We start from the raw sequence: 26142 nt of genomic DNA on the forward strand, positions 1-26142 counted from the left end.
TGGTGATGCTCTTTGCCGATATCCATTCCGGCCCAGATCTGGGGCACGGCCACCTCCGTCAGCTCGTCGTCAGTCCATCCCGCAGACGACCTCGCTGACGTAGTCCTACGAAGCGATCAAGCCGCAAATCCCAATTGGCGGTCGAGTCGTCGCGGGGCTCCGGGTGGCCATGTTCCTTAAGCCATCCACTCGGCTCAACCATGACAGCCATGCCCAGAGCCCCTGGGCCCCACCGATCTTACGAATGACCAGTTCGAACCCACCAAGAAGGTAGGACAGACCGTGTCCGACACCACGCCCCCGCAGCAAGGCCGGCCGTCCGGCTCCGCGAGCCCCGAGACGCACGTCATCGACTTCCGGGCCGCCGAGCAGCTGCTCGCCGCCCGCGACCCGCGGGGCGCGGTGAAACTGCTCGACTCGGTCATAGCCGCGCACCCCGAGAACACGGCGGCCCGGCTGCTGCGGGCCCGCGCCTTCTTCGCCGCTGCCCAACTCCGGCCGGCGGCGCTGGAGTTCGAGCTCGTACTGGAGCGGGAGCCGGACAACGCGTTCGCCCACTTCGCACTGGCCCGCACCCATGAGCGCTCGGGTCGGCCCGACCAGGCGCGCAGGCACTTCCGGCTGGCGGCCGCCCTGGACCCCCAGCCGGAGTACCTGGCCGCGGCCCGCTTCGAGGACTGACCGCCGGGGATGGCCTAGCCGCGGCGCGGGGGCTCGTACGGGGGGATCTCGCGGCCGGGCTGGTAGTGCGGGCCCTGGTGGATGTGGCGGAGTACGACGGCCAGGTCCGCGGCCGCGAGCAGCGCGAGCGCCCCGCAGGCGGCGGCCCATCCGGGGCGGCCGGCCAGCGAGAACGCGGCCGCCCCGGCGGCGGCCCAGATCAGCCCCCACAGGCTCAGCCAGAACCGCAACCGCAGCGGACTGCGGGCGGTCACCGGCTCGTTTCCCGAACGCATGGACATCGCCTCGGCTCGCCTCATGTCCATGGTCCCACCGCCGTGCGCCTTACGGGTTGAGCTTGTTCACGGCCGTGGTGGTCGTCTTCTTGAACGCGGGGACGGGGGCGTCGGCGAGGTTGCCCATCTGGCCCCACTGGACGACGGTCACGGTGGAGCCGTCGCGTCCGATTCCGTACAGGTGGACACCGGGCTCGGAGTCCGGGATCGAGGTGTGCACCCCGTAGACGTGCGCGCCCTCCTCGACGGGGAGCTTGCCGTAGTCCTGCCAGGAGGCGGTGCCGCCCGGGGTCGTGCGCAGCCAGTCGGCGGCGCAGCCCGCGACCTTGCGCTCCAGCGCGGTGGCCAGCTTGGCGGCGGCCGCGGCGGAGGCGGCGCGCACCGAGATCTGGACGGCGCCGGTGTCGTACTCGGTGCCGAAGTCGCGGTGCCAGCTGCCCTGCACCGGCAGCACGCCGTCCAGGCAGAACGGCGTGAACTCGGGCAGGCCCTGGGCGACCTTGCCCGCGTACCAGGGTGAGGTGGGGTGCGGCGGCAGGTCAGTGCCGTTGATGAACCCGGGGGCGCTCGCGGCGGTGGCGGTCGCCCCGGAGGTGAGCAGGAGGGCGGCGGCCGCCGCGAGGGCGGCGAAGGCCGTGGTGGCGGCGGTGGTGGTGCGTCGGAACATGGTCGGTACTCCCCGTTGGTGTCGGTGCGGTCGGTGCGGTCGCTCCGTGTGAAGAGCCTTTCCCGGGTCCGGGGTGTCGGACCGCGGATTGCGGCGGATTCGGGACACTGGAACGGCCGTACGTGCTGTCACCTGGGGGAACACCCCCTGCATGGAACGGAGTCACGGGACGGGGGAACGCCGTGGGCGAGGCGGAGCGGTCGGCGGAGACGCAGGGGTTCGCGCGGCTGATGCGGGAGCTGAAGGAACGCGCGGGGCTGAGTTACGGGACCCTCGCGCGCCGGCTGCACACGAGTACGTCGACCCTGCACCGCTACTGCAACGGGGAGGCGGTGCCGACGGAGTTCGCGGCCGTGGACCGCTTCGCCCGGGCCTGCGGTGCCGCGCCGGCGGACGCGGTGGAGCTGCACCGGGCCTGGCTGCTCGCGGACGCGCGGCGGCGGGCCCTGGCGCGGGCGCTGCCGCAGGAGGCCGAGCCGGAGGCGGAGGCCGAGCCGGTGGCGGAGGTGCCGGAGCAGGTGGTGGCGGCGGTCGCCGGATCCGCCGCTCCGGGCCGGGAGCCGGCGCCGCGGCGGCCCTGGTACCGGCGGCGCGAGGCCGTGGTCGCCGCGGCGGGGCTGACGGCGGGCGCCGTAGCGGTGGCGGTGCTGGCCGCGGCGGGGCCGGGGCGCCACACCGCGACGGCCGGGCCGGGGCCGATCCCGACGGCGTCCGCGGAGCCCGGGGGGTCGGCGGCGGGTGCGACGGGTGCGACGGGTCCGGGGACCGGGCCGGGCACCGCGCCGGGGACGGCACCGACGGGCGCGACGGCCTCGGCGTCGAACCCGGGGGCGGAACCCGGCGCGGGTCCGGGGCCGGGGGCGGGCGCAGGTCCCGGGTCGGGGGCGTCCGCCGCGGGGACGTCCGCACCAGCGGCGTCCTCGGCGCCCGGAGCGGTACCCCTGCGTGCGGCCGTACGGACGCACGTGTGGACCGCGGGCTGCGACCACGCCTACCTCTCCGCGCAGGATCCCCGGGCCGTCCCCGCACCGCCGGTGGAGGCCGACGCACCTGCCTGGGCGGCAGCGCGCGCGGCCGTGCACGCCGGGACGCAGATCGTGGAGGTGACCCTGCACGGCACGGGCTCCGGCACCGTGGTCCTCCAGGACCTGGAGGTGCGGGTCGCCGCGCGCAGGACCCCGCCGGCCTGGAACGTCTACCAGATGTCGCAGGGCTGCGGCGGGGGCCTCACCCCGGCCGGCTTCGCCGTCAACCTCGACGCGCCGCGCCCGCTGGCCAGGCCCGTCGCCGGGAACGACGCAGGGGACCCGGTCCCGGCCCCGGCCTTCCCGCTGCGGGTCTCGGCGGCGGAGCCGGTGGTGCTGCGGGTGGAGGCCGTCACGACGGGCTGCGACTGCGACTGGTCCCTCGACCTGCGCTGGAGCGGGCCGGCCGGCTCCGGGACCCTGCGCATCGACGACGGGGGCCGCCCGCTGCGCACGAGCGCCGCGGCGAACCGTCCCGTCTACGGCTACGCGACGGAACAGGGCCGCTGGGCCCGCTGACCGGCCGCAGCGCGAAAAGTGCGGTGCTGGCCCCGGTGTTTTCGCAGGTGGGCGGCGTTGTCAGTGGCCGCGCCTAAAATCGGGGCGCAGGGGATCCGTATGAGCCGGGGGAGGGGGACAGACCATGACAGCCGAACCGCGAGCGTCCGCACAGGCGCTCGCGCAGCCGTCCGAGCAGGCGCTGCTGCGGCACGCCGCCGTGTTCCTCCCCGGCGCCGTGCCCCGCGAGGGGCGCGTGGCCTTCTGGGCTCCCGACGGCGATCCGCTGCCCGCCGCGGGGACACCGGCACCGCTGACCGTCGTACGCCCGCACGGCGACAGCGGCGGAGTCCGCAGCCGGACCGTCCCCGCCGTCACCCTGACCGTGACCGCGGCCCTGCCGCTGCTCGTCCGGGCCGCGCGCAGCGCCGCCGCGCACCCCGCCACCCGTGCCTGGGGCACCACCGCCATCCAGGCGCTCTCCCTCGTCGCGCGCGGCCGGCTGCTGCCCGGGCTGACCCCCGACGGCATCGATGCCTGGCGGGCCGGGCCGCTCGACGCCCAGGACGTGGGCCACCTCCGGGCGGTCGCCGCCGCGCTCCCGCACGAGGGGTACGCCACCCCGCTCGCCGGCCGCCGCCCGCTCCAGCTGCCCGAACCGGAGGCGCTGGTCCGGGCGTTCCTCGACGCCGTCGCCGACAGCCTGCCGCGTACCCCGGCCGCGCCCTTCGCGGCCGGGCTGCCGTTCGCCGCGCAGGAGCCGCAGCGCGTCCCCGGGATACAGGACTGGGCCGCGCAGGTGGCCGCCGGAGCCGACACCGGAGTGGGGATCTCGCTGCGGCTCGACCTCTCCGCCTTGCGCCTCTTCGACGAGGCGGAGGACGAGGACACCCACCGGGCCGGCGCGGCCGTCGTCCAGGTGCACAGCCTCGCCGACCCGACGCTGGTCACGGACGCCGGTCTGCTGTGGGCGGGAGCGGCCGCCGCCGGGTTCGGGCCGCGTGCCCGGATCGACGCCGTGCTCGCGCTGCGCCGGGCCGCGCGCGTCTGGCCGCCCCTGCTGCGCCTGCTGGACCAGCCCGTTCCCGATGTCCTGGCGCTGTCGGACCCGGAGCTGGAGGACCTGCTGGGCGCGGCCGTTCCCCGGCTGGCCGCGGCCGGGGTGCTGGTCCACTGGCCGCGCGAGCTGGCCCGTACGCTGTCGGCGACCGCCGTCGTACGGTCCACCGCACCCGGTTCCGCCACCGACGGCACGCCCTTCTTCGACGCCGACCAGCTCTTCGCCTTCTCCTGGGAGCTGGCGCTGGGCGGCGACCGCCTCACGCCGGGGGAGATGGACGCGCTCGCGCAGGCCCACCGCCCCGTGGTGCGGCTGCGTGACCAGTGGGTGCGGGTCGATCCGGAGCTGGTGCGCAAGGCGCGCAAGCGGGAGCTGGGCCTCCTGGACCCGGTGGACGCGCTGGCCGCCGTACTGACCGGGACGGCCGAGGTCGAGGGCGAGCCGGTGGAGGCCGTTCCGGTGGGGGCGCTGGCCGTCCTGCGCGAGCGGCTGACGGGGGAGCTGGCGCCGTTGCCGCAGCCGGCCGGGCTGAAGGCCGCCCTGCGCGACTACCAGGCGCGGGGTCTGGCCTGGCTGGACCTGATGACCTCGCTCGGGCTCGGCGGCTGCCTCGCCGACGACATGGGCCTGGGCAAGACGGTCACGCTGATCGCGCTCCACCTGCACCGCGACCGCCCCGAGCCGACGCTCGTCGTGTGTCCGGCGTCCCTGCTGGGGAATTGGCAGCGGGAGATCGAGCGGTTCGCGCCCGGTACGCCCGTGCGCCGCTTCCACGGCGCGGGCCGCAGCCTGGAGGGCCTGGCGGGGGGCTTCGTCCTCACCACCTACGGGACCATGCGGGCGGCGGCCGCCCGGCTCGCGGAGCAGAGCTGGGGCATGGTCGTCGCGGACGAGGCCCAGCACGTGAAGAACCCGTACTCGGCGACCGCCAAGGCGCTGCGCACCATTCCCGCGCCGGCCCGGGTGGCGCTGACGGGTACCCCGGTGGAGAACAACCTCTCCGAGCTGTGGGCGCTCCTCGACTGGACCACGCCGGGGCTGCTCGGGCCGCTCACCGCGTTCCGGGCCCGCCACGCCCGCCCGGTGGAGCACCAGCAGGAGGAGGACGGGGGCAATGAGGCGGCGGTCGCCCGGCTGGCGGCGCTGGTACGGCCGTTCCTGCTGCGGCGCAAGAAGTCCGACCCGGGGATCGCGCCCGAGCTGCCGCCGAAGACCGAGACCGACCACCCGGTCTCCCTCACCCGGGAGCAGGCCTCGCTCTACCAGGCCGCGGTGGACGAGGCGATGGCCGTGATCGAGGCGAGCGAGGGCATCGAGCGACGCGGCATGATCATGAAGCTGCTGGCATCGCTCAAGCAGATCTGCAACCACCCGGCGCAGTATCTGAAGGAGGACGTGCAGGAGGGGGCCTCCCGGATCGCGCACCGCTCGGGCAAGCTCGCGCTGCTGGACGAGCTGCTCGACACGATCCTGGCCGAGGGCGGTTCGGTGCTGGTCTTCACCCAGTACGTGACGATGGCCCGGATCCTGGAGAGGCACCTCACCGCGCGCGGGATCTCCTCCCAGCTCCTGCACGGCGGTACCCCGGTGGCCCGCCGCGAGGAGCTCGTCGACCGGTTCCAGGCCGGCGAGGTCCCCGTCTTCCTGCTCTCCCTCAAAGCCGCCGGCACCGGCCTCAACCTCACCCGCGCCGGACACGTCATCCACTACGACCGCTGGTGGAACCCCGCCGTCGAGGAACAGGCCACCGACCGCGCCTACCGCATCGGCCAGACCCAGCCCGTCCAGGTCCACCGCATCATCGCCGAAGGCACCGTCGAGGACCGCATCGCCGAGATGCTGGAGGCCAAGCGGGCGCTGGCCGATGCCGTGCTGGGTTCCGGGGAGTCGGCGCTGACCGAGCTGACCGACCGCGAGCTGGCGGACCTCGTGTCGCTGCGGAGGCCCGAATGATCACCGCGCGGGACGACCGCCGTCGCACCTTCGAGACCGTGCCCGCCGGGGTGGAGCCCGTCAGCTGGTGGGGCCGCGCCTGGGTGTCGGCCCTCGAATCGGTGTCCCGGGATCCGGCCCGCCTGACCAGGGGGCGCGTGTATGCCGTCGAGGGGCATGTCGACGCGGTCACGATCACCCCCGGCCGGATCGTGGCGTACGTCCGGGGCAGCCGGCCCCGCCCCTACCGCACCGAACTGTCCTTGCCCGCCTTCGCGGACGCCGAGTGGCGCGAGCTGCTGGAGGAGGTCGCGGCCGACCCGACGGCGCTGGCGGCGCTGCTGGAGCGGGAGGTTCCGGAGTCGCTCGCGGAGACGATCCTGCCCGGCCGGGGCGAGCTCGCCCCGCGCTGCTCCTGCCCGGACGTCGCGCGTCCGCCGTGCAAGCACGCCGCCGCGCTCTGCTACCGGGCCGCCCGTCTGCTCGATGCCGATCCGTTCGTCCTGCTGCTCCTGCGCGGCCGGGGCGAGCGGGAGCTGCTGGACGAGCTGGCCCGGCGCAGCGCGGCGCACGCCGCCCGGGAACAGCCCGACACGGCACCGGACTTCCCCGGGGTGCCCGCTCGCGCGGCCCTGGCCCGTACGAGCCTGCCGCTGCTGCCGGCCCCCCTGGGCGCGCCCGCCTCCGTCGGGCTGCCGCCTGCCTACCCGGCGGACCCCGCGGCTCCGGATCCCCTCGCCCTGGACCAGCTCGCCGCCGATGCGGCCGCCCGTGCCCTGGCGCTGCTCACCACCGCCGAGGACCCGACCGGCGGGCTCACCCTGTGGCAGGACGCCGTCCGGCTGGCCTCCGCGCACCCCACGGCCGGGCTCACCGGCGCCGCCCGCGCCCTCTACCGGGATCTGGCCCGCGCCACCGGGCGCAGCACCACCGACCTCGCGCGGGCAGCGGCGGCCTGGCGCCAGGGCGGCCTCGGCGCGCTCGCCGCCCTGGAGGAGCCCTGGGATCCCCCGGCCGGCCCCTTCGACCGGGCCCGTCCGGCCCTCCTGGCCGCCTCGCAGGGTTCGTTCCGGCCCCACCGCAACCGGCTCACGGACCGCACCCGCCAACTCCGCCTGGGCCGCGACGCCCTCTGGTACGGCTACGAGTCCCGTCCGGACGACGAGGACTGGTGGCCCACCGGTCGCCCGTCCCCGGACCCGGTCACCGCCCTGCTGCGCTGATCTCCGCGGCCCAGCGCGTCAAGGCCGTGAAGTCGCGGTCGCGCAGGCCGTGTCGGGGGTGGATGCGCAGGAGGAGGGCCGGGGCGGGGTGGTGGGCGGCGACCCAGGCGCGGTCGCTCGGTTTGATCATGTCGTCCACCCATGCGAAGGGGCGGCCGGCCGCCCAGTCGAGGAGGGGACGGGTCTTCCAGGAGAGGCCGTCGGGGTCGCGGGCGAAGAGTTCCGGCCATTCGATGACAGGAAGATCAGCGGGAAGTCCGATGTGCGGGGCGATCATCGTGTTGGCCTGGTGCATCCAGGTGGTGGCCCAGGCGAGTTCGAAGGGCAGGGCCAGCAGACGGGGGCCGTGGGAGGGGTGCAGGCGCACCCGCAGGCCGCGGCGGGCGCTGCGGGAATCCGGTGCGCGGCGGGCCATCCAGACGTCCGGGCGCATCCGGTGACCGGTGTATCCGCGCAGGCCCGCGAGGTGCGACCGGAAGGGGTTCAGGGGGCCGTCCACGTCGAGGAGGAGCAGCGGGCGATCAGTCATGAAGTACGGAGTACCCAGTACACGATGGAGTGAAATGCGTACCGGCTCTATAACCCATATGGGTTTACGGCGTTGTTTCCGGTGCGGGTGCAACACCCGCTGACTCCTCCGGAAGGCAGGGAAACTGATGCGTCACAGTCGTCGGAATGGCTTGATCGCGGCGGTGGTTGCGGGAGGCGGACTGGCGGTCGCCGGGGCGGGCGGCTTCGCCTACGCCGACGCGGACGCGGGCGGGCGGGCCGAGCGCTCGCCGGGACTGCTGTCGGGGAACCTGGTGCAACTGCCCGTGCACACCCCGGTGAACGTGTGCGGGAACACGGTGAGCGTGGTCGGCGTGCTGAACTCGGCCGCCGGGAACAGCTGCGTCAACGCGGGCCCGGGCAAGGGCGACGGACATCCCGAGCCCCGGCCCTCGCATCCGTCGTCAGGGTCCGCGCACTCCTCGAAACCGGGCTCCGGCAGGGGTGCCGGGAACGGCGGGGGAGCGGTCGCCGAAGGGCGCGGAAAGGATTCTCCGGGGCTGCTGTCCGGCAACGGGCTCCGGCTCCCCGTCGACGTACCGCTGAACATCAGCGGCAACTCGGTGAGCGTCGTCGGCGTCGGCAACACCTCCTCCGGCAACACCTCCGTCAACGGTGCACCCCCCAGCGGGGGCAAGCCCGCCCAGCCGCCGGCCGTCGTGCGCCCGGTCACCCCGCCGGCCCCGCCGCGGGGCCCGGCGCTCGCCCACACCGGAGCCGACGGCGTCGGCTACCTGCTGCCCGGCGGCGGCGCGCTGCTCCTCGGCGGAGTGCTCCTCTACCGCCGCTTCCGCCTCGCCTAGGGCCGCCTAGGGACGCCGCCACCCGTCCAGGATCGCGTCGATCCGCGCCGCCAGCCGGGCGCGGGCCGCGAACCGCGGGACCCCCGCCATCAGCAGGGCGTCGTACTCGGTGTCGGTGTGCCGCACGGCCGCCCGGACCGCGACCGAGACGGCCGGCTCGTCGAGGGCCCGGCCCGCAGCGCTGCGGCCCACCCGGCCGCTCCCGCGCAGCGAGGCGTGGGCGGCGATCGCGGCCGCCCGGTCGGCCGGGCACCCGGGGAACAGCCGCAGGATCTCCGCGGTGAAGGCCGCCGTGAATCGGGTGTCCTCGGCCGCCCGGCGCAGCCGGTCCCGCTCCCGGCGGCGGGCCCGCGCCTCCGCGTCCGCGAGGCAGGAGCGTTCGGCGCGGGCGAGCGCGGCGTCCTCGACGAGGAGCCCCTGGCGTTCGTAGCGGCGGCGGCGCCTGTGGAAGCGGACGACGACGGCGGAGAGCGAACTGGCCTCACGGGCCCGGCGGGTGAGGGCCGCGTCGCCGCGCGGGAGGTAGACGAGATGCCCGAGGTCGGCGCAGTCCAGGCAACGGGGCACACCGGCCTCGCGGACGAGATGCCGGAGCGGACCCTGCCTGCACTCCGCGCAGTTGATCTGCTTAAGTGACTCGAACACCACCATGCTCATGGCGAAGTGATACCGCCGTTCGGGCCGTATATCACCTTGTAGGGATGGGTAGTTGCACTTTCACAGACTCTTCCCCTACGTCGTGATGTCCTCCTACCTTCGGTCGAGTGGGCCCGGCGGGCCCATGGAGGAGGAACACATGGGTGGACGGCAGTCGACGGCGCGGCGCCCGAAGGAGGCGGCGGCCGTCAAGGCGGCAGCCATCAGGGCGGCGGCCACCGGGGCGGCGGCCACCGGAGACCTCATGGCCCGCGAGGTCGTCATAGAACCCGGGGGCTGCACCGGCTGGCACTACCACCGGGTCCCGCTGATAGCTGTGGTCAAGTCCGGGACGCTGACGAGGATCCTGCACGACAACACGGTCGTGGTGCACCGCGCCGGCGCCAGCTTCGTCGAACCGGCGGGCCGCCGCCACGTCCACCTCGGGCGCAACCTCGGCACCGAACCGGTCGTGCTCTACGTGACCTGCGCGCTGGCCGACGACGCCCCCTTCGCGGTACCCGCCGAGGCCCCGCACGGGGCCGCGCCGTGCGCATGCCCAGGATGTCCCGCGTGATGTCCCGCGTGATGTCCCGCCTGACGTCCTGCCCGATGTCCTGTGGGGTCCGCGATGTCCCGAGGGGAGCCCGCGCCGGGCTCACACGAGGCGGCGTATCTCCCCGCGGACCCGGTAGAAGCCCCCCGAGGCCGCGTGGAGTCCGTCGACCACGTACCGGGCGCCGGCCTCCCGGATCCCGCGGGGGAACTGCACGTTCCAGGACGGCTCATAGCCCCCCGACACCACCTGCACGCGCATCCGGCCGCCCTGCTGCACGCACTCCACCACCACGCCGCCCGCGGGCGCCGCGGCCACCGAGACCGTCGCCACCGCGGCCGCCGAGGCCGCCGGGGTGAACACCGGCAGAGCGGCCGCCGACTTCACATCCACCGCCGTCGGCACCGAACCCTGCTGGGCCGCGGCTATCGCCGCCTCGCTCGCGTCCACGCAGACGAGGGACCCGTCCGTGGTCACCAGATACAGCCGCTCGTCCAGGTACTGCATGGACAGCGCCGACCCGCACCCGGTGCTCAGCTTCCACAGCCGCCGCCCGTCGGCGTCGAAGCAGTACACCGAGGAGGTGTAGTCACCGGCGAACACGTGCCGCCCGTCCGGCGAGGTCGCGCACGCGTACACCGCCGCATCGCACCGGTACGAGGCCTCCACCTCGCCCGTCGCCTTCGACAGCCGCTGCACCTGGTTGCGCCCGGTCCCCGCGTACACAGCGTGGTCCTCCTGCCAGCCGAACAGCACGGACCCGCTGGTCTCGGTGTGCCACAGCTGCGCGCCGCCGTCCGGGGCGTAGGCCGTCACGCCCTTGCTGTGCCCGTGGTAGACGGCGTCCGCGTCCGCACGCACCATCCACGCGTTGGAACCGGCCGACCGCCGCGACCACTGGAACTCGTCCTCGTGGTCGATGACGGTGAGCCCGCCGCTGCGGTCGGACACGTTCAGCACGCCCTCGCGGATGTCGAGCCAGAAGATGTCCACGTCCGCCGCGATGTCGTACGCCCCGAACGGCACCTTCGACGACAGGTCGTACACCGTGCCGTCGTCACAGCCCGCGTATATCCAGAACTCGTCCGCGACCAGGCACTTCACCCCGTCCGGCAGCGAATACCGGGCCAGCACCTCACCGCCGTGGCTCAGCGTGTAGACGTCCCCCGCCTGGTTGCCGACCCAGCAGCGGTCCTCGTCAACATGGATCCCGAAGGCCGAGGAGCCGGTACGGAACCGCCACAGCACCGGGGCCACCGCGCGCGCCGTCGACGGCGCCGACGTCACCTGGCGACGCGTCACCGACCGGGCCGCGCGCACCCCGCGCTCCGCCGGGGCGTAACCCTTGCGCACCTTCTCGCCGATCTTCTTGGCGGCCGCCGCGCGGGCCTTCTCGGCCGTCGGGAAGGAGGAGCTCTGCAACTGGCCGTCGGCGCCGATGCGTCCGTACCGCACCGAGACGGCCGTGCCGTCCACGGTCACCTCGTAGAACTTGTGCGCGCCGCCACCCTCCTGCGACAGCTCCAGATACGTCGTCTCCCGAGCCATGACAGACCCCTCCCCAAGGCCGGGCCGCCGGCCCCTGTGCGCCGGTGATCCCTCGTGAAAAACGCTAAGGGCCACCACTGACAATGGGTTGGTGCAGCTGGAAGCGATCACATGGCAGCGGATGGCCGAGCGGCTCGCCGGTCACCTCGAAGAGCGCGGTGCCACCCCCGCGGAGGCGGCCTGGCAGCGCGTGGGCATCGACGGCGCCCCCGCCGCCGGCACCGGCGTGCTGGCCGGGGAACTCGCCGACGCCCTGCGCCTGCGCGGCCGTTCGGTGCTGGTGGTGCCGGCCGAGGGATTCCTGCGCCCGGCCTCCCTGCGCTTCGAGTTCGGCCGCGAGGACGTGGACTCCTACCTCGGCGGCTGGTACGACACGGCAGCGCTCTGGCGGGAGGTGTTCGGCCCGACCGACCCCGGCGGCACCGGACGCGTACTGCCCGACCTGTGGGACCCGGCGACCGACCGGGCGACCCGCAGTCCCTACACCGAACTCCCGCCGGACGGCGTGGTGATCGTGCACGGCCCCATGCTGCTGGGCCACTGGTTCCCCTTCGACCTCAGCGTGCACGTCCGGCTCTCCCCGGGGGCGCTCGCCCGCCGCACCGAGGAGTCCGCGCGCTGGACCCTGCCCGCCTTCGAGCGGTACGAGGCCGAGACCGACCCGGCGGACCGGGCCGACGTCCTCGTCCGCGCCGACGACCCGCGCCACCCCGCCTGGACGGGGCTGCGCGGACCGCAAAGCGGCTGACTCCGCTACGGTCGCCCGCCCAGCCGGGCGACCGCCAGCGCCGCCGCCCGGCAGCCCTGCGCGGCGGCCCGCGGCGCGTCCGCCCCCGTCAGCAGGGCCGCGAGGAACCCGCCGGTGAACGCGTCCCCGGCGCCCGTGGAGTCCACCGCCAGCGCCGTCTCGGCGGCGACCTCGGCCGTCACCCGGCCACCCTCGGCGACCAGGGCCCCGCCCGCGCCCCGCGTCACCACCACCAGCGGCACCCGCCGGCTCAGCTCCGCCGCGGCCCGGGCCGCCCCGGCCGTCGCCGGCGCCCCCGCGAGCAGCCGGGCCTCGTCCTCGTTCGGCAGCAGTACGGAGACCCCCGCCACGGCGTCCAGGAAGCGCTCCGGGCCCAGCGCGGCCAGGAACCCCGCCGAGGCCGGGTCGACGCTCACCGGGATCCCCCGGGCGCGGGCGGCCCGTAGCGCGACCAGGGCCAGCTCGCGGCTGCTGTCGGCGAAGAACAGGTAGCCGGACAGATGGAGCCGGGCGGCGCCGTCCAGCAGCTCCGGCGCCCAGTCGGCGGGGGAGAGCCTGAGCGAGGCCCCGCTGTCGGTCAGGAAGGTCCGCTCGGCGTCCTTGCCGACCAGCGCGACCACCGTCCCCGTCGGCTCGGCCGGATCGACCACCAGCCGCGGCAGCACGCCCGCGTCGAGCAGCGCCTGCTCGTGCCACCGCGCCGATTCCGTGCCCACCCGCGCGAGGAGGCGCACCTCGGCCGCGCCCGAGCGGGCAGCCCAGCAGGCCGCGTTGGCCCCGGCGCCGCCCGGGAGGGTCCGGATCCGGGCCGGGGTGTCGGTGGCCGGAGCCAGTGGCTCCGGATGCACCGCGACCACGTCCGTCACCACGTCCCCGACGACCACCAGCGCCCCGGGGCGGGCCGCGTGCTCCGCCCCGGCCGCGGCTTCCGCCCGAGCCGGGGCCCGTGCTCCCGCTCCCGCTCCCGCTCCGGAGCCGGAGCCGGAGCCCGGCCCCCCGGCCGCCCCCGTCCCGGTCATGCCCGTTCCGCCCAGGCCCCCGCGATCCGGGCCCCGAGCCGTACGTTCCCCCGTACCGCCGCCAGATTGGCCTCCAGCGAGGCCCCGCCCGTGGCCCGTACCAGGTGGCCCAGCAGGAACGGAGTCACCGCCTGGCCCGTGATCCCGCGCTCCCGGCACTCCCCGAGCGCCTCCGCCAGCACCCGGTCGTGCAGCTCCGGGTCCAACTGCTCGGCCTCCGCGACCGGGTTGGCGACCAGCAGCGCCGACTCCGGGCCGCCCAGCGCGTCCTGGGCCGCCATCACCGCGGCCACTTCCTCGGGCCGGTGCACGGTCCAGTCCACCGGCTCCCCGGAACTGGCCAGGTAGAACCCGGGAAAACGTTCCGTCCCGTATCCGAGCACCCCCACGCCCAGCGTCTCCAGCCGTTGCAGCGTGGCCGGCACGTCCAGGATCGACTTCACCCCCGCGCACACCACCGTGATGCGGGTCCGGGCCAGCAGCGACAGGTCCGCCGACTCGTCCTGCGTCCGGGTCCACTCGCGGTGTACGCCGCCCAGCCCGCCCGTCGCGAAGACCCGTAGCCCCGCCCGGGCGGCCAGGAAGGCCGTCGCGGACACCGTCGTCGCGCCCGTCGCCCCCGTCGCGAGGGCGGGCGCCAGATCGCGGTGGCCGAGCTTGCGCACGCCCTCGCCGCCCGCGATCCGCTCCAGCTGCGCCTTGTCGAGACCGGCGTACGGCACTCCGTCGATGACCGCGACCGTTGCCGGAACCGCCCCCTCCGACCGGACCAGGGCCTCCAGCTCCACGCCGACCGCCAGATTGCGGGGGCGGGGCAGGCCGTGCGCGAGGATCGTCGACTCCAGGGCCACCACGGGCCGGCGCCGGGCGAGTGCCTCGCGTACCTCTTCCGACAGGACCGGGACCTGGGGCGCAGCTGCTGTGTGCTGTGACATGTCCCCATCCATGGCACGGGATCCACCCGCCCAAACGCGCTCGGCGCACACCGGCGGGAAACGTGCACGTGACCCGCGCGCCGCCCGCCCCGGCCGAAACGCCGCGGCTGCGCCGCCTCCGGCCTGGACAGGGTGACTGGCCGACAGGGGCGTTGCTGGACGCTCTGGTCACCCCGGCGCGCGGGGCGGCCGGATTAGGCTGCCCGCCATGAGCACCAGTGACCACAGCGCCGCCCCCGCCTCCTTCGCCGTCTCCGTACCCGGGATCCCGGACTCGGAGCTGGAGACCGAGGCGCTCGACCCCGCCCAGATCCTCTCCGGCGAGCCCGTCGTGACGGGCCGCGTGCTGTGGGAGGCCGAGGACGGTTCACAGGTCCGCGGGATCTGGCAGATCACCCCCGGCGTGGTCACGGACGTGGAGGCCAACGAGCTCTTCGTGGTGGTCAGCGGCCGCGCCACCATCGAGGTCGAGGGCGGCGAGACCCTGGAGGTGGGCCCCGGCTCCGCCTGCGTGCTCCGGGAGGGCGACAGGACCACCTGGACGGTGCACGAGACGCTCCGCAAGGCCTACCACATCAGCTACTGACCGTTACCGACCGTCCTTGGCGACGGGGTGGCGGCGGGCCGTGAACAGGGCGAGCGCCGCCATCGGAAGCAGCAGGGCGGCGCCGATCACGTTCAGCCAGCCGTAGCCGGCCTGGGACATGACCAGGCCGGCGGCCGCGCCGCCCACGCCCGCGGAGGTGTTCATCGTGAGGTCGCTCAGGCCCTGTACGGCGGCCCGCGCGGGCTGCGGCACCGAGTCCGTCAGCAGGGCCGAGCCGGACACCATCCCGGCGGACCAGCCGAGGCCGAGCAGGAAGAGGCCGAGCGCGCTCTGCGCGTGGCTCGGCCCGGCCGTGCCGGCGAGCAGCGCGGCGACCGAGAGCAGTCCCGCGGCCAGTCCGATCACGGACAGCCGGCCGAGGCGGTCCGCGAGCCACCCCATCAGCGGGGAGAAGGCGAACATGCCGGCGATGTGACCGCTGATGACCAGGCCGATGAGCTCCAGCCCGGCGCCGTGGTGGCCCAGGTCCACCGGGGTCATCACCATGATCGAGACCATGGTGGTGTGGGACACCGCGACGGTCACCAGCGCCAGGCGCGCCCGCGGGGAGGCCTTGACGGCGGCGAACCCGGCGCGCAGCGAGCGTCCCGCGGGGGTCTGCTCCTCGGGCCCGGCCAGGGCCCGGGCCGTGAGCAGAGGATCCGGCCGCAGGAGTACGGCGATCAGCGCGCCGGTGAGCAGGAAGACGGCGCCGGCCCACACGAAGGGGCCCGCCGTCTGGGGTATGGAGGTGCCGGCGAAGCTGCGGCTGGCCGGGGCCGAGAGGTTGGGTCCGAGCACCGCGCCGATGGTGGAGGCCCACACGACGACGGAGATGGCCCGGGCGCGGCGGTCGGCGGGCGCGAGGTCGGCGGCGGCGAACCGGGCCTGGAGGTTCGCGGAGGACGCGGCGCCGAAGGCGGCCATGCCGAGCAGCAGCAGCGGCATGCTCTTGACCGTGGCGGCGAGGACGACGAGCGCCGCGCCGGCGGCTCCGATCGCGTACGCCAGCACCAGCCCGGGACGGCGCCCGCGCGCGGTCATCAGGGCGGCGAGCGGCAGCGAGACCACGGCGGTGCCGATGACGGCGGCGGTCGAGGCGAAGCCGGACATGGCCTCGGTCCCGCTGACCTCGGTCGCGAGCACGGGGGCCAGGGCGATGCTGATGGGCACGCCGAGGCCGCCCAGCATCTGGCTGGCGATCAGCACCCCGGAGGTGCGCCGCCGCAGCCGGGGCAGGTCCGCCGGGTCGACCGGGCGAAGCGGGCGCTCGGTGCGGGGCAGGGTGCTCACGCCGTACACCCGCTTCGCGGGTGCGGGCGGCGTACGGGCGCTGCGGGGCCTGCGGCCGGGGGAGTGGTCACGGCGGCAGTTTCGCACCCCTCACGGCGGGAGGGAACCGGGAATGCACCGGTCAGGCGGCCCGGGTTCAGAACAGCGGCTGCGGAAGCACTCCCTCCAGCGCGAGCAGGATGCGCTTGGTCTCCACCCCGCCGCCGAAGCCGCCGATGCCGCCGTCGTTCTCCACGACCCGGTGGCAGGCCACCACGAGGGGCAGGGGGTTGGAGCCCATGGCGTTGCCCACGGCCTGGGCCGCGCCGGGCTGTCCGACCCGGGCGGCCAGTTCTCCGTACCCCACGACGGCGCCGTAGGGGACCGAGCGGTCCAGTTCCAGCAGCACCTGCCGGTTGAAGCCGGAGCTGAGCCGCCAGTCCAGGGGCAGCTCGAAGCGGCGCAGGGTTCCGGCGAAGTACGCGGCCAGCTGGCGCACCGGCTCGGCGAGCAGGACCTCCCCGCCCGGCGGCGGACGCCAGGCGTCGGCGCCGAGCCGGGAGACCAGCGCGCCGATCATCTCCTCGACCCGGTCCGGCCCGGCATGGAACTCGACCCGGACCAGTCCCTCCGGGGTCGCGGCCAGGAGCAGGGGTCCGATGCCGACGGGGTCGCTGTCGACGACGGTCCATTCCAGGTGCGGCCCGCGGGGCCGCTCGGTGCTGTCCACGCGTCCACCGTACGGCCCGCCACCGACAGCCCGGCCCGGCTCCGGACGTCCCGGACCCGCTCCGCCCGGCCCGGACCCGCTCCGCCCGGCCCGGACCCGCTCCGCCCGGCCCGGACCCGCTCCGCCCGGCCCGGGCCCCGATCCGCCCGGCGCCCGGGCCCCGGCGGCGCGCGTCAGTACCCGCCCACCGCGTCGCGCACGACGTCGGGCTTGTTGGTGATGATCCCGTCGACCCCCATCTCCTGGACCTTCCGGGCGGTCGCCGGGTCGTCCACGATCCAGGTGTCCACCTCCATGGCCTTGCCGTGCGCCCCGCGCAGGCCGTGCACCGCCGCCACCCAGTCCGGGGAGATGGTGGTGTGCCAGGGGTTGATCCGGTCGGTGAAGGCGGCGTACCGGGGCAGGTCGGCGACCGAGGGGGTGCCGAGGAAGGCCGTCACGATGTCGGGGCGCAGTCCGTGCACGATGCGGACGCAGTCGGCGCCGAAGCTCTGGACGACGAGGCGGCGGGACACGTGCTGCTCGTCCAGCCAGCCCGCCTGGTCCAGCACCCGCAGGGTCTGCTCCTCGATCCCGGGGTAGAGCTCCGGCTTCTTGATCTCCAGGAGCAGCCGCTGCTGGTTGCGCTGTACCCGGTCGAGGTACTCGCGCAGCGTCGGCACGCGGGCCCCCGTGAACTCCGGGCCGAACCAGCTGCCCGCGTCCAGCCGCGCGATCTCCGCCGCCGTGAAGTCGGCGATCCGCCAGGGCTTGCGGTCCGGGAACACCTGCTCGACGTCGGTCGTGCGGGCCAGGGTGTCGTCGTGCACCACCACGAGCTCGCCGTCCTTGGTGCGCTGGACGTCGTTCTCCACCCAGTCGAAGCCCAGCCGCATGGCGAGGTCGATGGCCTCCAGGGTGTTCTCCGGGGCGTACGCCGAAGCCCCCCGGTGGGCGTACACGATCGGGTTGGTGAATCCGTCCGGCCCGGGGGCGGCCGAGGAGGCCGTCCCGCCCAGCACGGTGAGGGTGAGGCCCAGGAAGGCGGCGGTGGCCGCGGCGGCGGGTCGGACGTACATGCGCGTTCTCCTCGGGTCGTGAGACCTGCTCCCGCCTCAAACGGGCGTGGAGCGACAGACGTTGCGGCGATGCACTTGCGTGATGCGTTTTCAGGGAGAGCTGCTTCATGGCGATCATGGGGTTGAAGATCACCGGGCCGCCACCGAACTACGACAAACGGACCAGAACCGATCGGACCCGAACGGACCCGTCCGGTACCGACCGGAACCGACCGCTCCGCGGCGGACCCGCCGGACATCGGGATCCCGTGGGGAGGCGTGAGTGTCAGTGGGGGGTCGTACGGTTGACCCATGCGGCCCGTATCGAAGATCGAACGCACGGTGGCGCCTTTCGAGGTCGTCAGCCCCTACCAGCCCAGCGGCGACCAGCCGGCGGCCATCGCCGAGCTGGAGAAGCGCATCCGTGCAGGTGAGAAGGATGTCGTGCTGCTCGGCGCGACCGGAACCGGCAAGTCGGCGACCACCGCCTGGATGATCGAGAAGCTCCAGCGCCCCACGCTGGTCATGGCACCCAACAAAACGCTCGCCGCCCAGCTGGCGAACGAGTTCCGCGAGCTCCTGCCGAACAACGCCGTCGAGTACTTCGTCTCGTACTACGACTACTACCAGCCCGAGGCCTACGTACCGCAGTCGGACACGTACATCGAGAAGGACTCCTCGATCAACGAGGAGGTGGAGCGGCTGCGCCACTCCGCGACCAACTCCCTGCTCACCCGGCGCGATGTCATCGTCGTCGCCTCCGTGTCCTGCATCTACGGCCTCGGCACCCCGCAGGAGTACGTCGACCGGATGGTCGCGCTCAAGGTCGGCGAGGAGATCGACCGGGACCAGCTGCTGCGCCGCTTCGTCGACATCCAGTACACGCGCAACGACGTGGCCTTCACCCGCGGCACCTTCCGGGTGCGCGGCGACACCATCGAGATCTTCCCGGTCTACGAGGAACTGGCCGTCCGCATCGAGATGTTCGGCGACGAGATCGAGGCCCTCTCCACCCTCCACCCGCTCACCGGCGAGGTCATCAGCGAGGACCGCGAGCTGTACGTCTTCCCCGCCAGCCACTACGTCGCCGGCCCCGAGCGCATGGAGAAGGCGATCGCCGGCATCGAGGCCGAGCTGGCCGGGCGCCTCGCCGAGCTGGAGAAGCAGGGCAAGATGCTGGAGGCGCAGCGACTGCGCATGCGCACCACCTACGACCTGGAGATGATGCGCCAGATCGGGTCCTGCTCCGGGATCGAGAACTACTCCCTGCACATGGACGACCGCGAGCGAGGGTCCGCCCCCAACACCCTCATCGACTATTTCCCCGAGGACTTCCTCCTCGTCATCGACGAGTCGCACGTCACCGTGCCGCAGATCGGCGCGATGTACGAGGGCGACGCCTCGCGCAAGCGGACCCTGGTCGACCACGGCTTCCGGCTGCCGTCCGCGCTGGACAACCGTCCCCTGAAGTGGGAGGAGTTCCAGGAGCGGATCGGCCAGACGGTCTACCTGTCGGCCACCCCCGGCAAGTACGAGCTCTCCCGCGGCGACGGCTTCGTCGAGCAGATCATCCGCCCCACCGGGCTCATCGACCCCGAGGTCGTGGTCAAGCCGACCGAGGGTCAGATCGACGACCTGGTCCACGAGATCCGCACGCGCGTCGAGAAGGACGAGCGGGTCCTGGTCACCACCCTCACCAAGAAGATGGCCGAGGACCTCACCGACTACTTCCTGGAGCTCGGCATCCAGGTCCGCTATCTGCACAGCGACGTCGACACCCTGCGCCGCATCGAGCTGCTGCGCGAGCTGCGGGCCGGCGAGTACGACGTACTGGTCGGCATCAACCTGCTGCGCGAGGGCCTCGACCTGCCCGAGGTGTCGCTGGTGGCGATCCTCGACGCCGACAAGCAGGGCTTCCTGCGCTCCGGCACCTCCCTGATCCAGACCATCGGCCGCGCGGCGCGCAACGTCTCCGGCCAGGTCCACATGTACGCGGACAGCATCACCCCGGCGATGGCGCAGGCCATCGACGAGACCAACCGCCGCCGCGAGAAGCAGGTCGCGTACAACACGGCCAACGGGATCGACCCGCAGCCGCTGCGCAAGAAGATCAACGACATCGTGGCGACGATCGCCCGCGAGGAACTCGACACGGAGCAGCTCCTGGGCACCGGCTACCGGCAGGGCAAGGAGGGCAAGGGAGCCAAGGCCCCCGTCCCCGCGCTCGGCGGCAAGGCGACGGCCCAGGGCAAGACGGCCGGCAAGGGCGCCAAGGGCGCCAAGGCCGCCGAGGTGCTGACCGACCGTCCGGCCGCGGAGCTGGCCGCACTCATCGAGCAGATGACCGAGCGGATGCGCGGCGCGGCCGCGGAGCTGCAGTTCGAGGTCGCCGCCCGGATCCGGGACGAGGTGAGCGAGCTGAAGAAGGAGCTGCGGCAGATGAAGGAAGCGGGCCTCGCCTGACCCGGGGCCGGTCAGTAGGGTTGGGCCAGGGCGTGTTCTCGACATGCCCTGGAGCTGTAGGTACACGCTGCGCGCCCGCCGATCGGGGTGGGCTATGGAGAGGGGACAGCGCGTGACGGTCAACATGACCAAGGGTCAGGCCATCAGTCTGCAGAAGGCGGACGGGGGCACCCTGACGGCGGTCCGGATGGGCCTCGGCTGGCAGGCGGCCAAGCGCCGCGGGCTGTTCGGCTCGCGGACCCGGGAGATCGACCTGGACGCATCGGCGGTGCTCTTCGCCGACAAGCAGCCCGTGGACGTGGTGTTCTTCCGCCACCTGCAGAGCGACGACGGCTCGGTCCGGCACACCGGCGACAACCTCGTCGGCGGCGTCGGCCAGGGCGGCGACGACGAGTCGATCCTCGTCGACCTGCAGCGCGTGCCGGTCCACATCGACCAGATCGTCTTCACGGTGAACTCGTTCACCGGCCAGACGTTCCAGGAGGTGCAGAACGCGTTCTGCCGCATCGTCGACGAGACCAACGGCCAGGAGCTGGCCCGCTACACCCTCGACGGCGGCGGCCAGTACACCGCGCAGATCATGGCGAAGGTGTCGCGCGTCGGCAGCGGCTGGCAGATGACGGCCCTGGGCAACCCGGCCAACGGCCGTACGTTCCAGGACCTGATGCCGTCGATCCTGCCGCACCTGTAAGCGAAGAGGAACGGGGGGAGACGAGGCGATGGCGGCCGAACTGGTCCGGGGGCAGAACCACGCCCTGTCCGAACATCGGGTGCGGATCACGGTGTCGGCGGGCACCCCGGTGCTCGCCCTGGCCTCGCTCGGGGACGAGCGGGGCACCGTGACCGGCCCGGAGGACGTCGCGCACCCCGGTGCGCGCGGCCTTCCGGGCATCGAGGCACCCGAAGGGGCCGCCGCCCGGCACGGATTCGCCGTCGACCTCGACGCGGTGGCCGCCGGGGTGCACCGGGTCGCCGTCCTGCTCTCGCTGCCCCCGGGCGGCCCGGCCCGGTTCGGGGCCGTCGCCGCCTCGCACGTGGCCGTCGCGGGCCCGGACGGCGCCGAGCTGGCCGAGTACACCCTGACCGGGCTGGAGGCGGAGACCGCCGTGGTGGCCCTGGAGCTCTACCGCCGACAGGGGGCCTGGAAGGTCCGCGCCGTCGGCCAGGGCTACGCAGACGGGCTCCCCGCCCTCTTCACCGACCAGGGGCTCAGCGCCCCCGCCGCCGCCGACCTGGCCGCGCGCGTGCACGCCTGCGTCGCGGCTCCGGCCGCGGCGGACCCCGTCCCCGTGGCGGCCGACTCCGACGCCGTCCCGGTTTCCGGAGTCCCCTACGCGGGCACGCCGGGCCCCGCGCCCGCGCAGCCGCCCGCCACTGCGGCCGCGGCCCAGGCCCAGGGCCCGGGCCCGGGCCCGGCTTCCGCACCGGCCGCGGCACCGGGCCCGGGCGACGCGACCATCAGCTACGCCCACCCGCGCCGCCGCCCCACCAGCACCGAGCCCCCCGAGCCCGCCCCGCAGGCGGCCCCGCCGCAGCAGCCCGGCCGGCCGCCGAGCCCCGTCGCGGGCGACGCCGCCGGCTGGTCCATGGAGGAGCGGCTCTACAACCAGGTCTGGGGCATGTTCGAGGACCTGGCCCGCGCGGTCGCCGCCTACCGCGGCGCCGTCGAGTTCGCCGACAACCGCATGGAGCGCGAGCTCGACGAGGCTCTGTCCGACCCCCGCCACCGCCTCGGCGGCTCGGGCAACGCCGCCCGCGACACCGCCCGGGCGCGCCGCGACGAGCTCGTCGGGCAGGCCCGGGCCGTGCTCGACCGGGACCTCGCGCAGCTCGTCGCCGAGTCCGAGGTGATCGAGCCCGCGCTGCCGGCCTCGTACGCCCGCTGGGACAACCCCGTCTGGCACGACGGCCGGACGGCCGGGCCGCCCGAGGAGGCGCCGCTGGCGCTGCGCCTCGGCGACCTGCACCTCCCCGAGCGGCCCGACCTGCGCATCCCGATGCTGGTCCGGGTCCCGCTGGAGCGCGGCCTGTGGATCGACAACGGCCGCACCGGCTCCGAGGCCGCGATGGCCATGGACACCGACCGGCTGCGCCGGGCCGCCATGGACATGGCCGTCGCGCACGCCGCACGGCTGCTCGCGGTCCACCCCGCCGACCGCATCTCCGTCCACGTCATAGACGCGGCCGGCGCCGGAGCCGCCTCGCTGGCGCCGCTGGTACGGGCCGGGGTGCTGGCCGCGCCGCCCGCCGCGGGCTCCGCCGGGGTCACCCAGACCCTGGCGCGGCTGACCCGGCGCGTGGACCTCGTACAGATGGCGGTGCGGGCCGGGGCCCCGGAGGACCTGCCGGCCGATGTGGACACGGCCGACCAGCTGCTGATCGTGCACGACTTCCCGCACGGTTTCGACGACCGTGCCGTCACCCAGTTGCGCTACCTGGCCGACGAGGGTCCGGCGGTGGGCGTGCACCTGCTGATGGTCGCCGACCGTGACGAGGCCTCGGCGTACGGGCCGCTGCTGGACCCGCTGTGGCGCTCGCTGATGAGGCTTTCCCCGGTCCCGGACGACCACCTCGCCGACCCGTGGGTCCACCACGCCTGGACCTTCGAGCCGGACCTGCCGCCGCAGGGCAGCCGGGTCCTCGACCAGGCACTGGAGAGGGTGAAGACGAACCGGGGATGACCATCCACTGACCGTCCTTTGGGATTCCCTTTACCTTATGGGCCCGTTACGGGTACCCTTTGAGGGCGGAGGGGAGTATTCCTGCTTTCCTGCTACGGCGTGCCCGTCAATACGGACGACTTCGGTTCACAGAACGCAGTCGGTCCCGGGGCGCCGGCCCACGGCCTCCAGGCCGCCCGGGTGGAAGAGACCTCCGGCAGCGATGACGCTGACGAAGTGCTGAGCCATCCGCCGGAGGCGTGTTCACCATGGAAGTTTCCTGGACCCTGTGGGCGCTGACCATTCTCGGTCTGTCCCTGCTCATCGGCGCCGATTTCTTCATCGGCCGCAAACCGCACGACGTATCGATCAAGGAAGCGGGCACCTGGACGGTCGTCTGGATCGCCCTCGCCGGACTCTTCGGGCTCGGCCTGTGGTTCTTCGGCAACGGCCAGGCCTCCCAGGAGTTCTTCGCGGGATTCATCACCGAGAAGTCCCTGAGCGTGGACAACCTGTTCGTCTTCGTCCTGATCATGGCGAAGTTCGCGGTGCCCTCCCACCTCCAGCAGCGCGTGCTGCTCGTGGGCGTCCTGATCGCCCTGGTGCTGCGCGCCATCTTCATCGCGGCCGGCGCCGCGATCATCGCCAGCTTCTCCTGGGTCTTCTACATCTTCGGCGCGTTCCTGATCTACACCGCCTGGAAGCTCATCCAGGAGGCGCGCAAGGACGAGGAGGACGAAGAGTTCGAGGAGAACCGCCTCCTCAAGTCCGTCGAGAAGAAGTTCGGCGTCGCCGACAAGTACCACGGCACCAAGCTGTTCATCGAGAACAACGGCAAGCGCGTCCTGACCCCGCTGATGGTCGTCATGCTCGCCATCGGCACCACCGACGTGCTGTTCGCCCTGGACTCGATCCCCGCGATCTTCGGCCTCACCCAGGACCCGTACATCGTCTTCACGGCCAACGCCTTCGCCCTCATGGGCCTGCGCCAGCTGTACTTCCTCATCGGCGGCCTGCTCAAGAAGCTGGTCCACCTCAGCTACGGCCTGTCGATCATCCTGGGCTTCATCGGTGTCAAGCTGGTGCTGCACGCCCTGCACGAGAGCGGGGTGCACGTCCCCGTCATCTCCATCCCCGTCTCCCTGGGCGTCATCTGCGGCGTCCTGGTGGTCACCACAGTCACCAGCCTGATCGCCTCGAAGAAGCAGGCGGCGGCCGAGGCCGCCGCCCGCACCGAGAGCATCGACGCCTGACCTGCGGCGCGGAGCTACGCGGGGGCGGCCGATTCGGCCGCCCCCGTTTGCGTTCCCGCGCCCGCCCGGGCCCGTACGACCATCGGATTCGTCTCGGGCAGCAGGGCGAAACAGACCAGCGAGACGACGGCGATCCCGGTCAGGTACACGGCCACGCCCCACGGCGGACCGGAACCGTCCGCCAGCGCCGTTGCGACGATCGGGGTCAGCGCCCCGCCCAGCACGCCGCCCAGGTTGTAGCCCACGGCCGCGCCCGTGCAGCGGATGCGCGGTGCGTACAGCTCCGGCAGGTACGCGCCCACCACCGCGAACATCGTCACCATCCCGAACAGGGCGCCGAGGAAGCCCAGCGTCATCAGCAGCGGATCCGCCGTGCGCAGCAGCGCCACGAACGGGAACATCCACAGCGCGCAGGCCGCGCAGCCGATCAGGCACAGGGGTCGGCGGCCGTAGCGGTCGCCGAGCAGCGCCACCAGCGGAGTCACCAGGCCCTTGAGCGCGACCGCAACCATGATGCAGGCGAGCATCACCGTGCGGTGCACCCCGAGGTGCTCGGTGGCGTACGCGAGGGACCAGGTGGTCACGGCGTAGAAGACGGCGTACCCGACCGCGAGCGCGCCGCCGGTGAGCAGGAGCAGCCGCCAGTGTCCCCGTACGACCTCCGCCAGCGGGGCCTCGGCCCGGCGGCCGGTCTCGGCGAGCGCACGGAACTGCGGGGTCTCCTCCACGGTACGGCGCAGCCACAGCCCGGCCAGCGCCAGCAGCCCGGCGGCCCAGAACGGCACCCGCCAGCCCCAGGACCGGAACTGCCCGTCGCTGAGGCCGGCGGACAGCGCCAGCATCAGGCCATTGGCCAGCAGGAACCCCACCGCCGGGCCGATCTGCGGGAAGCTCGACCACAGTCCGCGCCGCCGCTCGGGCGCGTGCTCGGCGGTCAGCAGCACCGCCCCGCCCCATTCGCCGCCGAGCCCGAGTCCCTGCAGGAAGCGCAGCAGGAGCAGCAGGATCGGCGCGGCCACGCCGATGGAGCCGTACGTCGGTACGCAGCCGACCGCGACGGTGGCGACGCCGGTGAGGAGCAGGGAGCCGAGGAGCACGGGGCGGCGGCCGTAGCGGTCGCCGATGTGGCCGAAAACCGCCGAGCCCAGCGGGCGGGCGAGGAAGCCGATCCCGAAGGTGCCGAAGGCGGCGAGGGTCCCGGCGAGCGGGGAGAAGGACGGGAAGAACAGCGGCCCGAGCACCAGGGCCGCGGCCGTGCCGTAGACGAAGAAGTCGTAGAACTCGATCGCGGTGCCCGCGAGGGAGGCCGAGGCGAGCCGCAGCATCGAGGGGGGAGGTGCGGGAGCCGGGGAGGCGGCCGGGGAAGTGGCCTGGGCAGGGATCGGGGCGGGGGAGGGGGAGAGCGGCGGGGAGGGGTCTTGAGCCATGGTGCAGCAATTACCCCGTCCCCGGCCCTCCGGGTGTGCGTTCGGCCATCATCGACCGAAAGGAGTGCACGGGGACGCGGTGTTGACCGCGTCCCCGTGCCCCGCGCCGTCCGCTACCAGCCGCGCTCGCGCCACTCGGCCAGGTGCGGCCGCTCGGCGCCGAGGGTGGTGTCGTTGCCGTGGCCCGGGTAGACCCAGGCCTCGTCGGGCAGCTGCTCGAAGAGCTTGTGCTGGACGTCGTCGATGAGGCTGGCGAAGGCCTTCGGGTCGCCCCAGGTGTTGCCGACGCCGCCCGGGAAGTCCCGGGGTCTCTCCTGCGAACACCGGGACGCTCCCGCGCCGTCCCCTTGTCGGAGCAGTCCAGCAGGTCGGTGTCGAGGTTGTCGGCGAACGGTTGCAGGTCGCCGATGCCCCTCGTGGGACCGGACAGGGCGGCAGCCGCCGCGTCGGCGCCTCGCCAGGACACTTGCCACGTTCGGGTGCTCAGCGGGTGCCATTCCGATCGTGAGCTTGTTGAGTGAAGGGGGAGTCTGCCAAGCCGCCCGTACGGGCGGCGGCC

Annotated in this window: 23 protein-coding genes and 1 pseudogene; 12 read left to right on the plus strand and 12 right to left on the minus strand. The window is 73.9% G+C overall.

All coding sequences use genetic code 11. The features are described from left to right. Window positions 1-282 precede the first annotated feature (282 nt). On the plus strand, window positions 283-681 hold the full coding sequence (locus AB0M99_RS16100; RefSeq protein ID WP_365920706.1) for a tetratricopeptide repeat protein: 399 nt from the start codon (window positions 283-285) through the stop codon (window positions 679-681). Window positions 682-695: 14 nt separating this feature from the next. Here AB0M99_RS16100 and AB0M99_RS16105 read toward each other — a convergent pair whose 3' ends face one another. Together AB0M99_RS16105 and AB0M99_RS16110 are read right to left on the minus strand one after the other, a co-directional pair. Continuing rightward, window positions 696-956 (minus strand): DUF6343 family protein, encoded by a 261-nt coding sequence (locus AB0M99_RS16105; protein WP_365920997.1) that lies wholly within the window; start codon window positions 954-956, stop codon window positions 696-698. Between the two features lie 49 nt (window positions 957-1005). Further along, window positions 1006-1623, minus strand: coding sequence for a hypothetical protein (locus AB0M99_RS16110; RefSeq protein WP_365920708.1), 618 nt, complete (start codon window positions 1621-1623; stop codon window positions 1006-1008). Window positions 1624-1805: 182 nt separating this feature from the next. Between AB0M99_RS16110 and AB0M99_RS16115 the strand changes: the two genes are divergently transcribed. From AB0M99_RS16115 to AB0M99_RS16125, 3 genes are all read left to right on the plus strand, one after another. Then, window positions 1806-3167: a helix-turn-helix transcriptional regulator gene (locus AB0M99_RS16115; RefSeq protein ID WP_365920710.1), complete on the plus strand. Its 1362-nt coding sequence runs from the start codon at window positions 1806-1808 to the stop codon at window positions 3165-3167. 124 nt (window positions 3168-3291) lie between these two features. Then, a complete protein-coding gene (locus tag AB0M99_RS16120; RefSeq protein ID WP_365920712.1) occupies window positions 3292-6159 on the plus strand; it encodes a DEAD/DEAH box helicase in 2868 nt (955 codons plus the stop codon). Beyond that, window positions 6156-7361: an SWIM zinc finger family protein gene (locus tag AB0M99_RS16125; RefSeq protein ID WP_365920714.1), complete on the plus strand. Its 1206-nt coding sequence runs from the start codon at window positions 6156-6158 to the stop codon at window positions 7359-7361. Before AB0M99_RS16120 ends, AB0M99_RS16125 begins: the two co-directional genes overlap by 4 nt. Here the strand turns inward: AB0M99_RS16125 and AB0M99_RS16130 are convergent. Continuing rightward, on the minus strand, window positions 7342-7890 hold the full coding sequence (locus tag AB0M99_RS16130) for a hypothetical protein (protein WP_365920715.1): 549 nt from the start codon (window positions 7888-7890) through the stop codon (window positions 7342-7344). The two genes, AB0M99_RS16125 and AB0M99_RS16130, sit on opposite strands and share 20 nt — an antisense overlap. Before the next feature lie 163 nt (window positions 7891-8053). On the opposite strand from AB0M99_RS16130, the gene AB0M99_RS16135 reads away from it, so the two are divergent. Next, on the plus strand, window positions 8054-8713 hold the full coding sequence (locus tag AB0M99_RS16135; protein WP_365920717.1) for a chaplin: 660 nt from the start codon (window positions 8054-8056) through the stop codon (window positions 8711-8713). A 6-nt stretch (window positions 8714-8719) separates the two neighbouring features. On the opposite strand, the gene AB0M99_RS16140 is transcribed toward AB0M99_RS16135, so the two are convergent. After that, a complete protein-coding gene (locus tag AB0M99_RS16140) occupies window positions 8720-9370 on the minus strand; it encodes a DUF2293 domain-containing protein (protein WP_365920719.1) in 651 nt (216 codons plus the stop codon). Window positions 9371-9509: 139 nt separating this feature from the next. Here AB0M99_RS16140 and AB0M99_RS16145 point away from each other — a divergent pair, with 139 nt between their 5' ends. Beyond that, window positions 9510-9926 (plus strand): cupin domain-containing protein, encoded by a 417-nt coding sequence (locus tag AB0M99_RS16145; protein ID WP_365920721.1) that lies wholly within the window; start codon window positions 9510-9512, stop codon window positions 9924-9926. 81 nt (window positions 9927-10007) lie between these two features. Here the strand turns inward: AB0M99_RS16145 and AB0M99_RS16150 are convergent, their stop codons facing one another. Further along, complete coding sequence (locus tag AB0M99_RS16150; protein WP_365920723.1) at window positions 10008-11453, minus strand: WGR domain-containing protein; 1446 nt, start codon at window positions 11451-11453, stop codon at window positions 10008-10010. A 91-nt stretch (window positions 11454-11544) separates the two neighbouring features. On the opposite strand from AB0M99_RS16150, the gene AB0M99_RS16155 reads away from it, so the two are divergent. After that, window positions 11545-12201: a uridine kinase gene (locus tag AB0M99_RS16155; RefSeq protein WP_365920725.1), complete on the plus strand. Its 657-nt coding sequence runs from the start codon at window positions 11545-11547 to the stop codon at window positions 12199-12201. Between the two features lie 5 nt (window positions 12202-12206). Here AB0M99_RS16155 and AB0M99_RS16160 read toward each other — a convergent pair whose 3' ends face one another. Together AB0M99_RS16160 and AB0M99_RS16165 are read right to left on the minus strand one after the other, a co-directional pair. Then, window positions 12207-13220, minus strand: a complete 1014-nt coding sequence (locus AB0M99_RS16160; protein WP_365920727.1) for a PfkB family carbohydrate kinase — start codon at window positions 13218-13220, stop codon at window positions 12207-12209. Further along, window positions 13217-14155 carry a pseudouridine-5'-phosphate glycosidase gene (locus AB0M99_RS16165; RefSeq protein WP_365920729.1) on the minus strand — a complete coding sequence of 313 codons (939 nt, stop codon included), beginning with the start codon at window positions 14153-14155 and terminating at the stop codon, window positions 13217-13219. Before AB0M99_RS16165 ends, AB0M99_RS16160 begins: the two co-directional genes overlap by 4 nt. A gap of 208 nt (window positions 14156-14363) precedes the next feature. Here AB0M99_RS16165 and AB0M99_RS16170 point away from each other — a divergent pair, with 208 nt between their 5' ends. Continuing rightward, a complete protein-coding gene (locus tag AB0M99_RS16170; protein ID WP_365920731.1) occupies window positions 14364-14741 on the plus strand; it encodes a cupin domain-containing protein in 378 nt (125 codons plus the stop codon). Window positions 14742-14744: 3 nt separating this feature from the next. Here AB0M99_RS16170 and AB0M99_RS16175 read toward each other — a convergent pair whose 3' ends face one another. From AB0M99_RS16175 to AB0M99_RS16185, 3 genes are all read right to left on the minus strand, one after another. Beyond that, entirely contained in the window at window positions 14745-16034 is a 1290-nt protein-coding gene (locus AB0M99_RS16175; protein ID WP_365920733.1) for an MFS transporter, read from the minus strand. 136 nt (window positions 16035-16170) lie between these two features. After that, window positions 16171-16743 carry a methylated-DNA--[protein]-cysteine S-methyltransferase gene (locus AB0M99_RS16180; RefSeq protein ID WP_365920735.1) on the minus strand — a complete coding sequence of 191 codons (573 nt, stop codon included), beginning with the start codon at window positions 16741-16743 and terminating at the stop codon, window positions 16171-16173. A 173-nt stretch (window positions 16744-16916) separates the two neighbouring features. Further along, window positions 16917-17801, minus strand: coding sequence for a glycerophosphodiester phosphodiesterase family protein (locus tag AB0M99_RS16185; RefSeq protein ID WP_365920737.1), 885 nt, complete (start codon window positions 17799-17801; stop codon window positions 16917-16919). A gap of 291 nt (window positions 17802-18092) precedes the next feature. Between AB0M99_RS16185 and uvrB the strand changes: the two genes are divergently transcribed. The 4 genes from uvrB (at window position 18093) to AB0M99_RS16205 (ending at window position 24156) form a co-directional block, all read left to right on the plus strand. Continuing rightward, window positions 18093-20243: an excinuclease ABC subunit UvrB gene (uvrB, locus tag AB0M99_RS16190; protein WP_365920739.1), complete on the plus strand. Its 2151-nt coding sequence runs from the start codon at window positions 18093-18095 to the stop codon at window positions 20241-20243. Window positions 20244-20355: 112 nt separating this feature from the next. Beyond that, a complete protein-coding gene (locus AB0M99_RS16195) occupies window positions 20356-20934 on the plus strand; it encodes a TerD family protein (protein WP_365920741.1) in 579 nt (192 codons plus the stop codon). Window positions 20935-20962: 28 nt separating this feature from the next. Then, the gene (locus tag AB0M99_RS16200; protein ID WP_365920743.1) at window positions 20963-22924 is read left to right on the plus strand and encodes a TerD family protein; all 1962 of its coding nucleotides are present in this window, start codon (window positions 20963-20965) and stop codon (window positions 22922-22924) included. Between the two features lie 248 nt (window positions 22925-23172). Next, window positions 23173-24156: a TerC family protein gene (locus AB0M99_RS16205; protein WP_365920745.1), complete on the plus strand. Its 984-nt coding sequence runs from the start codon at window positions 23173-23175 to the stop codon at window positions 24154-24156. A 14-nt stretch (window positions 24157-24170) separates the two neighbouring features. Here the strand turns inward: AB0M99_RS16205 and AB0M99_RS16210 are convergent, their stop codons facing one another. Both AB0M99_RS16210 and AB0M99_RS16215 read right to left on the minus strand, forming a co-directional pair. Then, window positions 24171-25481: an MFS transporter gene (locus AB0M99_RS16210; protein WP_365920999.1), complete on the minus strand. Its 1311-nt coding sequence runs from the start codon at window positions 25479-25481 to the stop codon at window positions 24171-24173. Window positions 25482-25696: 215 nt separating this feature from the next. Beyond that, window positions 25697-25882, minus strand: a pseudogene (locus AB0M99_RS16215) (MBL fold metallo-hydrolase); the annotation flags it as partial. Window positions 25883-26142: the final 260 nt, after the last annotated feature.

The organism is Streptomyces sp. NPDC051183, assembly GCF_040682455.1.
GTDB lineage: Bacteria > Actinomycetota > Actinomycetes > Streptomycetales > Streptomycetaceae > Streptomyces.

Coding starts and splice junctions, on each gene's coding strand:
- AB0M99_RS16170 (WP_365920731.1), top strand. CDS start 14,364: ATGAGCACCAGTGACCACAGCGCCGCCCCCGCCTCCTTCGCCGTCTCC.
- AB0M99_RS16160 (WP_365920727.1), bottom strand. CDS start 13,220: ATGACCGGGACGGGGGCGGCCGGGGGGCCGGGCTCCGGCTCCGGCTCC.
- AB0M99_RS16145 (WP_365920721.1), top strand. CDS start 9,510: ATGGGTGGACGGCAGTCGACGGCGCGGCGCCCGAAGGAGGCGGCGGCC.
- AB0M99_RS16185 (WP_365920737.1), bottom strand. CDS start 17,801: ATGTACGTCCGACCCGCCGCCGCGGCCACCGCCGCCTTCCTGGGCCTC.
- AB0M99_RS16125 (WP_365920714.1), top strand. CDS start 6,156: ATGATCACCGCGCGGGACGACCGCCGTCGCACCTTCGAGACCGTGCCC.
- AB0M99_RS16130 (WP_365920715.1), bottom strand. CDS start 7,890: ATGACTGATCGCCCGCTGCTCCTCCTCGACGTGGACGGCCCCCTGAAC.
- AB0M99_RS16165 (WP_365920729.1), bottom strand. CDS start 14,155: ATGTCACAGCACACAGCAGCTGCGCCCCAGGTCCCGGTCCTGTCGGAA.
- AB0M99_RS16150 (WP_365920723.1), bottom strand. CDS start 11,453: ATGGCTCGGGAGACGACGTATCTGGAGCTGTCGCAGGAGGGTGGCGGC.
- AB0M99_RS16120 (WP_365920712.1), top strand. CDS start 3,292: ATGACAGCCGAACCGCGAGCGTCCGCACAGGCGCTCGCGCAGCCGTCC.
- AB0M99_RS16200 (WP_365920743.1), top strand. CDS start 20,963: ATGGCGGCCGAACTGGTCCGGGGGCAGAACCACGCCCTGTCCGAACAT.
- AB0M99_RS16210 (WP_365920999.1), bottom strand. CDS start 25,481: ATGCTGCGGCTCGCCTCGGCCTCCCTCGCGGGCACCGCGATCGAGTTC.
- AB0M99_RS16205 (WP_365920745.1), top strand. CDS start 23,173: ATGGAAGTTTCCTGGACCCTGTGGGCGCTGACCATTCTCGGTCTGTCC.
- AB0M99_RS16140 (WP_365920719.1), bottom strand. CDS start 9,370: ATGAGCATGGTGGTGTTCGAGTCACTTAAGCAGATCAACTGCGCGGAG.
- uvrB (WP_365920739.1), top strand. CDS start 18,093: ATGCGGCCCGTATCGAAGATCGAACGCACGGTGGCGCCTTTCGAGGTC.
- AB0M99_RS16110 (WP_365920708.1), bottom strand. CDS start 1,623: ATGTTCCGACGCACCACCACCGCCGCCACCACGGCCTTCGCCGCCCTC.
- AB0M99_RS16105 (WP_365920997.1), bottom strand. CDS start 956: ATGCGTTCGGGAAACGAGCCGGTGACCGCCCGCAGTCCGCTGCGGTTG.